Genomic DNA, 15,666 nt, shown 5'->3' with positions numbered 1-15,666 from the left:
TTTTAAAATTGTACAAATATACACTTATATTCCTCTTATTTATCTAAAGCTTCAAATATAGAATTATTGCTTTTAAATTCCGGAACTATAGTTTTAAGGATTCTTACTACCTCTACTTTATCCCTTCTTAAGGAGGCCTTTGTGATTTGTTTTGTGAGAGTATCTATCTCTTCAAATCCCATAGAAGGATCTTTAGAAATCATAATTTTCTCATTGTGAGTAGGAAGCGTTTTTGCATCATCGCTTAAAAGTTCTTCATACAGTTTTTCCCCCGGTCTTAACCCCGTATAAATAATTTTAATATCAATATTGGGCTCAAAGCCTGATAGCTTGATCATTCTTTTAGCAAGATCAAGAATTTTAACAGGTTCCCCCATATCAAAAACAAAGATTTCTCCACCTTCTCCCATGGTACCTGCCTGAAGAACCAGTTCACAGGCTTCAGGAATGGTCATAAAGTATCTTACAATGTCCGGATGGGTAATGGTTACAGGACCTCCGGCTTCAATTTGCTTTTTAAAGTGAGGAATTACTGACCCATTGGATCCTAATACGTTTCCAAATCTTGTTGTAATAAATTTTGTAACGTTACCCTCAACATTCTGCAGTGACTGTACAAAAAGTTCCGCAGCACGTTTTGAGGCGCCCATTACGTTAGTAGGATTTACAGCTTTATCTGTAGATACCATAACGAATCTGTTTACTTTATATTTGCTGGATAACTTTGCAACAATCTTTGAACCTAATATATTAACAAAGATGGCTTCGTGAGGATTCTCTTCCACCAACGGAACATGCTTATAAGCCGCTGCATGGTAAACCATTGAGAAGTTATACATCTGGAACAGAGCTTCCATTCTGTGCTGGTTGGAGACATCACCTAAGACAAACTTGAAAGCAATTTGAGGATATTTTTCCCTCATTTCGAGTTCAATTTCGTAAAGCGGCGTTTCTGCCTGATCCAATACCACTATTAAAGAAGGGTTAAAATTGGCGACCTGTCTTACAATTTCGCTTCCTATCGATCCTGCCCCACCGGTTACCAGTACAGTTTTTTCAAAATGTCTGCTTTTAACTTTTTCGTTTTGAATTTTAATCGGTTTTCTGTTCAGTAAATCCTCAATCTGAAGAGTTCTGATAGATCCTCCTAAATCACTATCTCTTAATTTTTGTACGGATGGAGCTTTAAAAATATTAAGGTCCTTCTCCAGAAATAAATTCACCCAGGCGTTCACTTCATCTCTTGCCATCATTTCCTTTACAATGAGGACACCATCTATAATGAGATCTTCTTTGGTATTTTCTTCAATTTTTTTCTTTTCATAGATAGGCTTCCCAAGTAATGAGGCTCTTTTTGAATCTGTCCTTTGAGTCAGAAATCCTACGACCTGATAGGGAAGACTGGGATTGTCCAGAATAGCTCTGGCAATAGCAATGGACTGTTCATCAATACCCAATACGAGAATTCTTTTTTTCAGAGCACTTCTTCTGTATTCTCTTACTATATGGAAAAACTCTTTCACATATAATCTAAAGAGAAACAGCCCCATAAAGGAAATCACAAAATACAGGATCAGATACGGTGTAAGTATAAACTTACTTCCGGTTACCCAGAAATAAAAGATATTTACAGTTCCGACAGCCAGCATTGTGCAAAAGCACGATATCAAAAGCTTAAATAAGTCTATGAATGTTGAATGGCGGATAATCCCCGCATAGGTTTTAAAAACATACATAAAAACAGTATTTATCAAAATGATAAAAGCGAAAATCATACTTTTATCTTCGTGATAAATGAACTCCTGTTTGGTAATTTTTTCGATAATGTAAGTAGAAAGAAATAAAGATATAACCAGAATAATAATGTCTATTACAAGAATTATCCATCTAGGAAGATATCTTACGTCTGAGAGATTGACAACATTATCCCCTCCAAATATTGTTTTCCTAAGAGAATTGTACATTGTCTTTATTGGTGTTCATATTTAATTATAGTCTAATATCTAATCATCCAATCAAAGATAATTCCGATACAATCATGCAAAAATAAATAAATTTATCTCAATATGTTGAAATCGAAAATAAATTTGATGTTACATTTATGAAATCTAACAATTTCATCATAATACAGCTAAACTCACTGACAAAAACCATACCACAAAAATTCTCACAAAGATGACATTTATCTGTAAAATTTTCTTGTTTTAGCTGTTTTATATTTAAAATAATTATTAAATATCTATATATCAATCTTTTTCAATGAACTTTTTGTTTTATTTAAGGAAATCACGGTCTAGTTTTTTTTAAATTTATTAAAATTTAGTCAAAAATATCATTTATTTTCTCATATTCAAAACCTTTACTCATCAAATATTTTATTGTCTTGGTTTTTTTTTGATATTCCTTCAAGCCTGTTTGTTTCGAGTAATAATCTTCAAAAATCTTTCTGATTGTTTTTTCATAGTCAGGCTCATAGATCTCATCAAAACAGGAATTGATGAGTCTTTCGGATATCTGTTTTTGCTTCAGATTCATTTTGATTTTGTTTCGGCCCCAGTGCTTGATGTAAAACTTACCTCTGATATAGCTTCTTGTGAACCTTTCTTCATTAAGGTAATTTTCTTTCAGGAGGTATAAAATAATTTCTTCCTTTGCTTCATCAATGAGCAGAAATTCTCTCATCTTCTGTTCCACTTCTGCATGGCAGCGATCCTGGTAAACACAATAATTCACCAGTTTCTGTTTGATCTCTTCGAAGGTATAAGATTTTTTGTCCATTTGTATAAAAAAAGAATGAGCATTCTGCTCATTCTTTATCTGATATCGGAATACCTGTTAGTAATTGAACAGGGCTTTTCCTTCCATTAATTCGTTAACTTTCTTTCTAACTGATCCAAGAACCTCTTCGTTTTTAATGTTATCTACTACTTCAGAAATTAATCCTGCAATAGTATCCATATCATTTTCTTTCAGTCCTCTTGTTGTGATAGCAGCAGTTCCTAATCTGATACCGGATGTAGTAAACGGAGACTTATCATCAAACGGAACCATATTCTTGTTACAAGTAATATCTGCAAGCACTAATGCTTTTTCTGTCTCTTTACCGTTTACCCCTTTGTTTCTAAGATCTACCAGCATCAGGTGATTGTCTGTACCACCACTTACGATGTCAAATCCTCTGTCGATCATTGCTTTTGATAATGCCTGAGCATTAGATTTAACCTGTTTTGCGTAGGTTTCAAACTGTACATCCAGGGCTTCACCAAAAGCTACGGCCTTACCGGCAATTACATGCTCCAGCGGTCCTCCCTGAATTCCCGGGAATACAGCTCCATCCAGCACCTGGCTCATCATTTTGATTTCTCCTTTCGGCGTTTTGTGGCCATAGGTATTTTCGAAATCCTTACCCATCATAATCATTCCTCCTCTTGGCCCTCTCAGGGTTTTGTGGGTGGTGGTGGTTACTACGTGACAGTGTTCGAATGGAGAATTTAATAATCCTTTTGCTACCAAACCAGCTGGGTGAGCAATATCTGCCCAAAGTGTAGCACCAACTTCATCTGCAACTTCTCTGAATTTAGCATAATCCAAATCTCTTGAGTATGCTGAGAAACCTGCGATAAGCATTTTTGGCTTTTCTCTTAATGCTACTTCTCTCATTTGGTCATAATCAATTAGACCTGTTTCCTGCTGCACTCCGTAAGAAACTACGTTGTACTGGATACCGGAGAAGTTCACTGCAGAACCGTGCGTAAGATGTCCTCCCATTGAAAGATCCATCCCCATAATTTTGTCACCTGGTTTCAAAACCGCAAGATAAATGGCAGCGTTCGCCTGAGAACCTGAATGTGGCTGAACATTCACATAATCTACTCCGAAAAGTTCTTTAGCTCTGTTGATCGCCAATGTTTCAACCTCATCTACTACTTCACATCCTCCGTAATATCTTTTTCCGGGATATCCTTCAGCATATTTATTTGTCAGTACACTTCCCATTGCCTTCATCACGTTTTCAGAAACAAAATTTTCTGATGCGATAAGCTCTAATCCATGGGTTTGTCTTTGTCTTTCTTTTTCAATCAGGTCGAAAATAATATCCATTTTACTTTTAGTTTTTGAAATTTCCACCCCAAATGTACGGAATTTTCATTGAGATTTATCTATTGAAAAAATGATTTTTCAACACTAAAAAATGAAAATACTCCTCCTTTATTTTCCAAGAAAGCTTTTAAAATTCTTCATCACAGAGCTCTTTATTCACTACAGCTCCTGCAAAATTTCCCTGTGCAACAGCATTGGCTACGGACCTCATCATGGTGACATTATCTCCACAGGCAAAAACGCCGGGAATGTTTGTTTTCTGCATCATATCCACTTTGATAAATCCATTGTCTGTCAGTTCACATCCCAGATCAGCAGATACCTGTATATTTTGTTCAAAAGGAATTTTAGCATACAAGGCCTGTAATGGAATTTCCTTTCCGTTTTTGAAAACTATTTTTTGAATAGAACCTTGTTCATGTTTTATTTCTTTAATTTCATCTTCGTTAAGAATGATTTTATTCTGATTCAGTTTTTCAATCTGTTCTTTTGAAAGTGCAGCCTTTCCATTGGTAAACAAAGTAAGGTTTTTGGTCAGATTAAAGATCAGTTTTGAAAATTCGTACGCCATTTCTCCGTTAGAAAGAATACCTGTTATTTGGTTTTTCACTTCATAGCCGTGGCAGTATGGACAATGGATCACAGAAATCCCCCAGCATTCTGCAAACCCGGGAATATCCGGCATAATGTCTTTAACACCTGAAGCCAAAATCAGTTTTTTAGCGTGAAATTTTTCTCCGGCAGAACCTTCAATCTCAAAACCTTCAGTTGTTTTCGCTGTTTTTACTACGCTTCCGTTGTAAAAGCGAACGGTTTCATATTTTTCTACGTCTTCTTTGGCCAGCTTTGCAATTTCTCCAGGTGTTTTGCCGTCGTGGGTAACAAAATTATGCGAATGCGGAGTTTGTCTGTTACAAGGTTTTCCGTGGTCAATAATGAGAACGTTTCTCAAAGACCTTCCTAAAGCCATTGCTGCTGATAATCCCGAATAGCTTCCTCCTATTATAATAACATCAAAGTTTTTGTTTGCCATAGTTCAGTTGATAGTTGATAGTTGATGGTGCAAAGTTACCATAAAATAAATTAAAGCAACAAGGTTGCGATAATATTTATCTATTAAATTGATATGCCCTACCCATCATTATCTCCAATCTTATTAAAAACTATTTCCATTCATTTTTAACTTCGATGATTTCTTCCCTTATTCTTTTAATAACATCTATTCGGGCTCCCTGTAATCTGAAAATGGCAGTTCCTCTTTCTCTTGCATAGGGATTGGCAACAGAATCTTTTAATTTAGCAGCTTCGAAAAACGAACCGGATTCACTGAGCTCTTTTCCTGCTTCAGAAGCCTCTTTGATTCTGATCACATTTTTATATTTTTTGCTTAAATCGATCCAATTGATATAGTCTGCATTAAAAGACATTGCTACAACACCGGCCTTTGAATAGTAATTGATAGCACCGGCCTGCCCATAATTATCGCACAAAACCATCGTATTTCCTGACTTTGACAGCCGGGAATATTCTTTATCTACTTTTTGAGCCAGTTCTTTCCAGCCCTGCATATCTGCAAAATCCTGAGGCAGCGCATGATCTTTTCCGTCTTCCCAGCGAAGCAGTCCGAATTTTTTGTACTGATCCTGATGGGATTCTATATATTGAGGACTTTTATTCGGAAAGGCTACATTATATAAAGGAAGAAATAAAAGTACCGGAACGAGAATGCAGACGGGTTTCAAAAATCTTTTCCATCCTTTTTCAAGCAAATGCCCGAGAAAAACGGAACCAAAAGCAATATAGACAGGGTACAGTCCTATCGCATAGTAATCTTTTGCTTTGAAAAATAAAAAAAGAGTGATTGTTATAATATAGCTCCAGAAGAAAAATCTGAATTTCTCAAATGGCTTGTACAATAATAGTGCTCCCCATCCTGTTATCATTACGAAAATAACACCTATGAAAAACAGGATCTGAGATTTCATAAAATCCATACGGTCTACATGCACAAGCTGATTTTCTGAAAGTTCTTTCATATGATGAATTACCGGAAACTGGTTCTGATACTGCCAGAGGAGATTGGGAAAAATAATGATTAATGCTAAAAGTGCAGCCCAATACACATGAGACTGCATAAAAATCTTCCTTTGCTCCGTTAATAATAATGCAGGGATAAGCCCTAATAACGAAAAAGCAATATTGTATTTATTTAATACTCCTATTCCGAAAATGATGGCTCCTATGTAGATCCATCTTACTTGCTGGGAATTGAAATATTTAATCAGGCTATAATAAAGGAACAGCCACAGGAAAATTTCTAAAGATGTCGGCTGAAACAGCATATTAACGCGAAGAAGTACTGAAAATAATATACCTAAAGAAGCCAGGACTTTAGCGAATAGACTTCCATTAAGCTCTTCAACTACTTTCCATGTCAATACAATGGTTAAAGCTCCGAACAGCGCTGGAAAAAATTTAACCCAAAATATGGAATTTCCCAATATTTTAATCATCCATGCCAGCCATGAGTTAACAGGAGGAACGGAGAGGTAACCCCATGCCAGATGATTGGCCTGATCAAGATGCAGGTATTCATCTCTGTGAAGTTCATACTCAGGGCTTATCAATGAATATTGAAGGATAAACTTTGCGATGATAAAAAGCAGCAGGATCCAATAATCTTTTTTCATGGAGGTATAGTTTGGAATTTAAAATTAAGACATTTTAAATTTACTTTTCGTTACACCTCTTCGAATTTATTATCAGTAATTTCGGTTTTTATCTTTTGAATTTTGTCTGACCAATAATTAATCTCCTCATTCTTATCAGTAAATTCTTCTATTGGTTTATTCTGACAGGAAATCAATGATTCCTCGTAGGACTGCAATATGGTTTTTAAATAAATTTTATAGTCATTGGGATTTTTAGGAATATAACCTATTCCATCACATCCACAGGTATGAAAATATTTTCCTGTTTTAAAAAGGCTTTCTATAATTTTCCATTCTTTGACTGCTGTTTTTTTGGGTGCTTTGAAATCTTTCCCCAAATCAGCCATAGGACTGCTGCATTCAGGACATTTTATAGTTCTGTTTTCAATTTCGGAAACAATTTTTTGTAATTCTTCTGTTTCTGTTTTTGTGAAGGCATATCCTACTTTACGAACTGACTTCCCATTAGCTCATGGTATATTTTTTCTTTTTCAATCCTTCTTATAATATCATATGATTCCGGCTGCTTAAATGATTTTCTACATTTAAAACAGACATAATGTGATTTATAAGTTTTCCCGGCGTACCTGCACATTCTCCATGAATTTATATCATTCAAATATAGGAATTTACTATTGTAAAAATTTTGATTAAAAAAAGAATCCCGGAGAAAAAAATTCCTCCAGGATTCACAGTTTAAAAGTGTATAGTGTAGTTTATTATTTTTTATTCGCTTTTTCTTTAAGCTCTTCTTTATCTTTATCAGATGGGTTCCACACTTTTATTTCAGTGTCTTTTGTAATATTGGATCCAGGAAGAATCTGTACGTTGATACCGTCACTTGCTCCCAGTTTCACATATACTTTCTTAAATTTCCCGTCTTTTTGCTTCACTTCTACAAAAGGAACATCTTTTCCCTGTTTCTTTTCGTACTGAACTAAAGACTCGTCCAATAATAATGCATTTTTCTGAGAACTCAAAACAATTTCACCATTGGCAGAAAAACCTGCTCTAATATAATCATTATTAGGATTAGTTACATTACCTTCTACCGGAAATTTGATAGTTCCTGCATTATCTTTTCCTTTAGGCGCGATCATGGTTAGTTTTCCTGGGAAAGTTTTGTTCTGTAGGGCACCGATTACGATGTTCATATCCATTCCTTCGCTTAGTTTTCCGGCTTGTGCTTCATCAATTTCACCTTTAAAGATCAGAACATTCAGATCTGCTACGGAACAGATGGTAGTTCCGGCGTTAAAGTTATTGGCTTCAATCACCTGGCTTCCCGCTTTTACAGGAACTTCAAGTACAGTACCTGAAGCTTTGGAACGGATTTCCGTAGTAGCTAAACCTTGCCCTTTAAGCTCAGGAGTTGCTCCTGTTTTGGCAATCTGTAATCTTTTCTGAGCGGTATTTAATTGCTGCTGTGCATTTTTCAAAGTCTGCTGCTGAGCGTATAACTGCTGCTGGGAATTCAGAAATTCCTGTTTTGAAGCGACTCCCTGCTTGTATAATTTATCCTGCATTTCGAACTGCTTCTGCATATTTCCTACGTTCATCTGGGCGTTGCTGATCTGGATCTGTGCATTCTGAACTTCCTGCTGTGCAGCATTTACTTCGGAGATGCTCGGAACAATTTTTACAGTGGCTATCAGCTGCCCCACTTCTACCTTATCGCCTTCCTTTACCAAGATTTTATCTATGATCCCTGCAATATTCGGTTTGATTTCAATTTCTTCTTTCGGAACAATTTTCCCAGTAGCCATTACTTTATCATCCATATTCTGGACTGTAGGCTTACGGGTAAGGAAAGCCTCACCTTCTTTAGAGTTTGATTTGATAAGATAACCGAGCCCCGAGAACAATGCCACTGCAAATAAAAGCCCCAGTACTATATAAATGGCTTTTTTCCAGGTGAATTTCTTTTTCATATGTATAGTTTATTTTTTATTAAATAGATTGAATGATGTGGAAAATTAATTATTCTGTTCTTAATGCTTCAATAGGTCTGATCTTAACTGCTCTTTGCGCCGGAATCATCCCGATTACCAGTCCTAAAATGACCATTACCGCCATTGCCGCAAATACGTTTCCGTAATTGACCGTCGGGTTATAGAAAGGAAATGAATCCTGTCCCTGGGTAACGGCGTTTAGAATCATCAGTACAAAAATTCCGAACATAAAGCCCAGTAACCCCGAGGAGAGCGTAATGACGACACTTTCCAGCAAAATCTGATTTCTTACCTCTGCCGGTTTGGCTCCCAACGCTCTTCTGATCCCGATTTCTTTGGTTCTTTCTTTGACCGTAATCAGAAGGATATTCGAAATAGCAATAACTCCTGCAAGGATGGTTAGTGTACCTACAATGATGGTTAACAACTGCATTCCCGTAAGGAAACCTGTCAGTTTTTTAAATTCTTTTCCTAAGTTGAAACTTCCAAATGCGTTGGTATCTTCGGGTGAAACCTTATTTTTTGATTTCAGCACCTGCTTTACGTCTTCTTCTACAGAATTCACATTGGCATTCGGCTTACTTACGATGGCAAACATGTCTATCTGATCTCCCGCATTATACATTTTTGTGTATGTAGAAAGTGGAATAAAAGCCGTCTGGTCATTTTCAAATCCGCCTCCTTTTTTCACACGGAAAACTCCAATTACATTAAAGAACAGCCCCTTAATATTGATTGATTTTCCTATCGGATTTTCTTTTTTCTTGGCATCAAAGAAGTTTTTATAAATTTCTTCCCCAATTACCACTACATTTTTATTTCCTGAAACGTCGGCATCATTGATGTAACGTCCGAAGATCAGTTTCTTTTCCGAAATTTTATTTCCTACAGAGTAGTCTCCGGTAAGCGAATACGTTCCGTTCTTTCCGTTTCTGGACATCGATTCTCCCGGTGTTCCGGTAAAACTTCCTCTTGCATTTTGAGGTGATATATAATCTATGGCGGTTACTTTTCTTTTCAGCATTTCCATATCGGTTAAGTTCAGATGAACTTCTCTTCCTTTTGGAAATCCTTCATAAGGAATGGAGGTTTTCTGCGCCCACAGAAAGATGGAATTGGTAGCAAAACCTGAGAACAATTTATCAAAACCGTTCTCCATTCCTTTTGCAGCTCCAAGAAGGCTTACATACAAAAACATTCCCCATCCTACGCCAATCATGGTAAGAAATGTTCGGAGCTTATTATTCCTCAAAGAATAATAAATTTCCTGCCAAGTATCTTTTTTAAATATGATATTCACCTTGCTGAATTATTAGTTATGAATTATAAGTTCTCTTAATTCGTTTATCTTTTTCAAATTATTATTCCGTTCTCAATGCTTCTATCGGTTTAATTCTTGAAGCTCTGTATGCGGGTACAAATCCTGCGATCAATCCTGAGAAAATCAAAGCAATGAATGCCATCATAATAGATCCCCATCCTACACTTGGACTTTTAATGAAGAATTCTTCAAGACTATCCCCAATAAGACTTAAGGTCAGAACACCTATGCCTACTCCAACAAGCCCTGATACTACTGTAATGACAACACTTTCCTGAACAATCAGTCCTACAATTCCGCTTGGTTTTGCTCCGATGGCTTTTCGTACCCCAATCTCTTTGGTTCTTTCTTTTACAATGTACACCATGATATTACTGATCCCGATAATTCCGGCAAGCAGCGTTCCAAGACCAATAAATCCTACAATGGCTGTAAGAACTGCCATAAATATAAAGGTATCATTCATGTTCTTTGCATTGTTCCAGACACGCACTCCGTTTTCATCATCAGGAGATACATTTTTTCTCGATTTTAATTTATCTTTCAGCTCATCCCCATATTTAATGGCCTGCTCCGGAGTCAGCTTATCACTGTATGAAATGTAAGCGATATTCACCGTATCTGAGCCTTTTTTCATCTGCTGTAAGGTCGTAATAGGTACAGTGATATGTCTTTCATCCCAGTCTCCGCCATCATCTGAAAAAACACCTATTACCTTAAATATGGATCCATTAATGTCTAATTCTTTTCCTACAGGACTCCCGTTTTTAATTAAATCCCTCTGAACCATTCTTCCGATAACCGCCACATTTTGTTTTCCTTCTAAATCTCGGGGAGTGATATATCTGCCGTCAATCATCTTTCGGTTTTCAATGACCTGCTCTCCGGGTTCAGCTCCGTGAACCTGATAAATTCCGCTTTCTTTTCCATATTTTACCATTAAGCTGGCATTGTACCTGGGACTTGAAGCGCCTACATTTTTTTTATCTGCATTAATAAGGAAATCATAATCACCGTTATTCAATGTAACTGTTCTGTCAGACTGCAGTCCTTTATAAGCTATTGTAGTTTTCCCTGTAACAATGGTAATCAGGTTTTTGGCATCGCCTGAGAATCCTTCTGAGAAAGCATTCTGAAGCCCTTTTCCAATTCCGAAAAGCACAATAAAAATAAACAGCCCCAAGGCTACTGTAAACCCTGAAAGTACCGTCCTGAGCACATTGCTCCGGATAGAACTGAATATTTCCTGCCAACGATCTAGGTCAAACATTTTTTATGGGTATTTAAAGATTGAAAAATTTAAAGATTAAAAACAAAATCAGTAAAATTTTCAAATTATCTTATTTTCAAATTATCAAATTCCTATAGTACAATCTGCTTAATAAACTCATCACTTTCAATAATCCCGTCCTTCAGCACTACATTTCTTTTGGTCTGTGCAGCCACGTCCGGCTCGTGGGTTACAACGATGATTGTTTTCCCTTCATTATTGATATCCTGAAGCAGTTTCATAATATCATGAGTTGTTTTGGAATCCAATGCTCCGGTAGGCTCATCTGCCAGTACTACTTTTGGGTCGGTAATCAAAGCTCTTGCTATAGCCACTCTCTGTTTCTGACCTCCGGAAAGCTCACTGGGAAGGTGGTTTGCCCACTGTGCCAGCCCTACTTTTTCCAGATATTCCAGAGCTTTCTTATTTCGCTCCTTTCTCGGTACGTTCTGATAGTACAGGGGAAGTGCTACATTTTCCAAAGCCGTTTTATAATTGATAAGGTTAAAAGACTGGAAAATAAATCCCAGGAATCTGCTTCTGTATTCTGCAGCCTTTACTTCAGAAAGATGCTCGATAGGAACTCCGTCCAGTTCATAAGTTCCTGAATCTTTCTCATCCAGAATCCCGATAATATTAAGAAGCGTGGATTTTCCGGAACCGGAACTTCCCATAATAGAAACAAACTCCCCTTCAGAAATATTCAGATTAATTCCTTTGAGAACATGAAGCTTGCTTTTCCCTGTATCGTATGACTTGTTTAAATCCTGAATTACTAACATTAAGTGATGTATGTTTTATACCCAATAAGTAGATGATATTTTCAAATTGTTACAAGAATAAAAATTTATTCAAATATTTTTTTGTTTAATAATTTTAACCTTTATCCATAGTACTTTATGAAATTTTGTTTAACTGTAACTTTAGTTTTTCATTCATTTACCCCTGAGATTGCGGTCCAGCCTATTACTCGAGCCTGTTTCATGTAAATGTGGAAAACTTTTCGGGCTAAAAGTCAGCCTATTAGTATTTACCTCTTTCAAAATCAGTTCTTTTTTTCGAACTTTGCTATTAGTTCTTTACAAGAAATATGGATTTGCAAAAGTGAATAACTTTAATTCACAACCTACAGATAAACAAAAAGTTAAGTATTTCAGGAACGTTATCCACAAGGATCTAAATTATTTAATTATAAAGATATTTAATATGGGAATTTTTGATAAAAGAGTAAGTTATAAGCCATTTGAATACCCGGAGGTTCTTCAATTTGTAGAGGCAATCAACAAATCGTTCTGGGTACATTCGGAAGTGGACTTTACTGCAGATGTTCAGGATTTTCATTCGCAGTTGGAACCACACGAAAAGCATGCTGTGAAAAATGCGCTGTTAGCCATTGCACAGATCGAAGTGTCTGTAAAGACATTCTGGGGAAATTTATACAACCATTTGCCAAAGCCGGAATTCAATGGATTAGGATCTACTTTTGCTGAATGCGAGTTTCGTCATTCTGAAGCATATTCCCGTTTATTAGAGGTATTAGGATATAATGACGAATTCCTTAACGTTATTGAGATCCCTGCCGTAAAAGGAAGAATTGAGTTTTTAGGAAATGCTTTAAAACATGCTAATTCTGCAACCCCTAAAGAGTATGTTTCTGCTTTACTGTTATTCAGTATCTTAGTAGAAAACGTTTCTCTCTTCTCGCAGTTTGCCATCATCCTTTCTTTCACAAGATTCAAAGGATTCATGAAAAATGTTTCCAATATCATTGCATGGACTTCCGTAGATGAGCAGATTCACGCCAACGCAGGAATCTACCTGATCAATAAAATCCGTGAAGAACAGCCTGATTTATTAACAGACAGTGATATTGAAGACATCTACACATTAGTAGACGAATCTATCGCAAGAGAAGGTGATATCCTTAGCTGGATCTTTGAACTGGGAGAAATCGACAATGTTTCTAAAGAAGATTTATTAAACTTCATGAAATACCGTGTAGATGACAGCTTGAAGAAAATCAACATGAAAACAAGATACAACATCACTCCGGAACAATACAAACCAATGGTATGGTTCGAAGAGGAAGTTTTCGCCAATTCACTTGATGATTTCTTTGCAAAAAGACCTGTAGATTACACGAAGCACGATAAGAGTATTACAGCAAACGATTTGTTTTAATAGAAAGGCGCGAGCGAAGCGAGCGTCAAAGCAGTCAGTATTAGGAATTATCCTTCTCTGATCTTTAGGTGGAAATGGAATTGCTGCTCATTAATAAAGCACAAATACAAAAGAAATGATCAATGTAATTGTAACCTATACGGTAAACCCCGAATTTGTTCCAGACAATAAAACCAATATCCAAAAATTCCTGGAAGATTTTAAAAATTTAGATTCTTCCACCTTTGAATACAAGGTTTTTGTAAAGGAAGACGGCGTTACTTTTGTACATTATTCAAACTACGTTAATGAAGAAGTTCAGCATGAAGTTCTGAATGTTCCGTCTTTTAAAGAATTTCAGAGATTAAGAGATGAAAGCGGGCTGAACGGTTCCCACAAAGTAGAAATTTTACAATCAATAATATAAAGAAACAAAATTCCGGAGTGAAAGAATCACTCCGGAATTCGAAAATATAACATCTATGGAAGAACAAAATTCAAATATATGGTGGCTCAATGAAGAGTCTGAGCAGATGCTGAACAGAGGATATCTGTTGAAAGGTGAAACGGTAGACGGTGCTATCGACAGAATTACCACTGCTGCTGCAAAAAGGTTATACAAACCTGAACTTCAACCGGCATTCAAAGAAATGATCACAAAAGGATGGATCAGTTTCTCTTCTCCTGTATGGGCTAATATGGGTACGGAAAGAGGTCTTCCTATCTCATGTTTCAACACTCACATTCCGGACAGCATTGAAGGAATTACCCACAAAATGGGTGAAGTGATCATGCAGACCAAAATCGGAGGGGGTACTTCAGGATATTTCGGAGAATTAAGGAACAGAGGAACTGCGGTAACGGATAACGGAAAGTCTTCAGGAGCAGTTTCATTCATGAAGCTTTTTGATACAGCGATGGATGTTGTTTCTCAGGGAGGCGTAAGAAGAGGAGCTTTTGCTGCTTACTTAGATATTGACCACGGAGATATTGAAGAATTTTTATCCATTAAAGATATCGGAAGCCCTATTCAGAACCTGTTTACCGGAGTATGTGTACCCGACTACTGGATGCAGGATATGATAGACGGTGATATGGAAAAACGTAAAGTTTGGGCAAGAGTACTGGAAAGCCGCCAGCAAAAAGGTCTTCCTTATATTTTCTTTACCGACAATGTGAACAGAAATAAGCCTCAGGTGTATAAGGATTTAGGAATGACGGTGAACGCAAGTAACCTTTGCTCTGAAATCATGCTTCCGTCTACTATGGAAGAATCTTTCATCTGCTGTCTGTCTTCCATGAACTTAGAATTATACGATGAGTGGAAAGATACAGATGCTGTAAAATTAGCAGTATACTTCCTTGATGCTGTATTATCCGAGTTTATCGATAAAACTGAAGGTAACTATTACCTACAGGGAGCAAGAAACTTCGCGATGCGTCACAGAGCGCTTGGATTAGGAGTTTTAGGTTACCATTCTTATTTACAGAAAAATATGATTCCGTTTGAAAGCTTTGAAGCGACTCAGTTCAACGCAAGAGCATTCAGACACATCAAAGAACAGGCTGAACAGGCTTCAAGAGAGCTTGCCAACATCTACGGAGAACCGGAAGTATTAAAAGGATACGGATTAAGAAATACCACTACAATGGCTATTGCTCCTACCACTTCAAGTTCTGCCATCTTAGGACAAACTTCTCCTGGAATTGAACCTTTCTCTTCTAACTACTATAAAGCAGGTCTTGCTAAAGGAAACTTTATGCGTAAAAACAAATACCTGGCAAAACTATTGAAAGAAAAAGGACTGGATAACGAAGAAACATGGAGAACAATCATGCTCAACCATGGATCTGTACAGCACCTGAATGAACTTACTCCTGAAGAAAAGGCAGTATTCAAAACGTTCAAAGAAATTTCTCCAATGGAAATCATCTCTCAGGCAGCACAGAGACAGCAATATATTGACCAGGCGCAGTCGCTGAATCTTCAGATTCCTTCTACAATGCCTGTAAAAGATGTCAATTATCTATATATTGAAGCATGGAAAAAAGGAGTAAAAACGTTGTACTACCAAAGAAGTTCATCGGTTTCTAAAGAAATGATGGTTAACTTCGTATCCTGCTCAAGCTGCGAGGCATAGGACCAAGTAA

13 protein-coding genes are annotated in these 15,666 nt (G+C 36.7%); 3 read left to right on the top strand and 10 right to left on the bottom strand.

The genetic code is table 11. The features are described from left to right. Positions 1-35: 35 nt before the first annotated feature. The 10 genes from BLW74_RS02980 to BLW74_RS02935 form a co-directional block, all read right to left on the bottom strand. Positions 36-1,964 carry a polysaccharide biosynthesis protein gene (locus BLW74_RS02980; protein ID WP_089689958.1) on the bottom strand — a complete coding sequence of 643 codons (1,929 nt, stop codon included), beginning with the start codon at positions 1,962-1,964 and terminating at the stop codon, positions 36-38. Positions 1,965-2,319: 355 nt separating this feature from the next. Further along, positions 2,320-2,778: a regulatory protein RecX gene (locus BLW74_RS02975; protein WP_089689957.1), complete on the bottom strand. Its 459-nt coding sequence runs from the start codon at positions 2,776-2,778 to the stop codon at positions 2,320-2,322. Between the two features lie 57 nt (positions 2,779-2,835). Next, positions 2,836-4,101 (bottom strand): serine hydroxymethyltransferase, encoded by a 1,266-nt coding sequence (gene glyA, locus BLW74_RS02970; RefSeq protein ID WP_034699074.1) that lies wholly within the window; start codon positions 4,099-4,101, stop codon positions 2,836-2,838. Positions 4,102-4,228: 127 nt separating this feature from the next. Continuing rightward, positions 4,229-5,134, bottom strand: a complete 906-nt coding sequence (locus BLW74_RS02965) for an NAD(P)/FAD-dependent oxidoreductase (RefSeq protein ID WP_089689956.1) — start codon at positions 5,132-5,134, stop codon at positions 4,229-4,231. Positions 5,135-5,264: 130 nt separating this feature from the next. After that, positions 5,265-6,791 carry a glycosyltransferase family 39 protein gene (locus BLW74_RS02960; RefSeq protein ID WP_089689955.1) on the bottom strand — a complete coding sequence of 509 codons (1,527 nt, stop codon included), beginning with the start codon at positions 6,789-6,791 and terminating at the stop codon, positions 5,265-5,267. Between the two features lie 50 nt (positions 6,792-6,841). After that, entirely contained in the window at positions 6,842-7,159 is a 318-nt protein-coding gene (locus BLW74_RS02955) for a hypothetical protein (RefSeq protein ID WP_089689954.1), read from the bottom strand. Between the two features lie 372 nt (positions 7,160-7,531). Then, positions 7,532-8,743 carry an efflux RND transporter periplasmic adaptor subunit gene (locus tag BLW74_RS02950; RefSeq protein WP_185116333.1) on the bottom strand — a complete coding sequence of 404 codons (1,212 nt, stop codon included), beginning with the start codon at positions 8,741-8,743 and terminating at the stop codon, positions 7,532-7,534. A gap of 49 nt (positions 8,744-8,792) precedes the next feature. Further along, positions 8,793-10,064: an ABC transporter permease gene (locus tag BLW74_RS02945; protein ID WP_089689952.1), complete on the bottom strand. Its 1,272-nt coding sequence runs from the start codon at positions 10,062-10,064 to the stop codon at positions 8,793-8,795. 61 nt (positions 10,065-10,125) lie between these two features. Continuing rightward, positions 10,126-11,355 carry an ABC transporter permease gene (locus BLW74_RS02940; protein ID WP_089689951.1) on the bottom strand — a complete coding sequence of 410 codons (1,230 nt, stop codon included), beginning with the start codon at positions 11,353-11,355 and terminating at the stop codon, positions 10,126-10,128. A 92-nt stretch (positions 11,356-11,447) separates the two neighbouring features. Then, on the bottom strand, positions 11,448-12,137 hold the full coding sequence (locus tag BLW74_RS02935) for an ABC transporter ATP-binding protein (RefSeq protein WP_089689950.1): 690 nt from the start codon (positions 12,135-12,137) through the stop codon (positions 11,448-11,450). 424 nt (positions 12,138-12,561) lie between these two features. Here BLW74_RS02935 and BLW74_RS02930 point away from each other — a divergent pair, with 424 nt between their 5' ends. The 3 genes from BLW74_RS02930 to BLW74_RS02920 all read left to right on the top strand — a co-directional run bounded on the left by BLW74_RS02930 (position 12,562) and on the right by BLW74_RS02920 (position 15,656). After that, on the top strand, positions 12,562-13,536 hold the full coding sequence (locus BLW74_RS02930; protein WP_047378790.1) for a ribonucleotide-diphosphate reductase subunit beta: 975 nt from the start codon (positions 12,562-12,564) through the stop codon (positions 13,534-13,536). 115 nt (positions 13,537-13,651) lie between these two features. Further along, the gene (locus BLW74_RS02925; protein WP_089689949.1) at positions 13,652-13,942 is read left to right on the top strand and encodes a hypothetical protein; all 291 of its coding nucleotides are present in this window, start codon (positions 13,652-13,654) and stop codon (positions 13,940-13,942) included. Between the two features lie 46 nt (positions 13,943-13,988). After that, entirely contained in the window at positions 13,989-15,656 is a 1,668-nt protein-coding gene (locus BLW74_RS02920) for a ribonucleoside-diphosphate reductase subunit alpha (protein ID WP_262487313.1), read from the top strand. The last annotated feature ends 10 nt before the right edge of the window (positions 15,657-15,666 follow it).

The sequence above is a fragment of the Chryseobacterium culicis genome (genome assembly GCF_900108365.1).
GTDB lineage: Bacteria > Bacteroidota > Bacteroidia > Flavobacteriales > Weeksellaceae > Chryseobacterium > Chryseobacterium culicis.
This window is presented reverse-complemented; position numbering and strand designations above follow the sequence as displayed.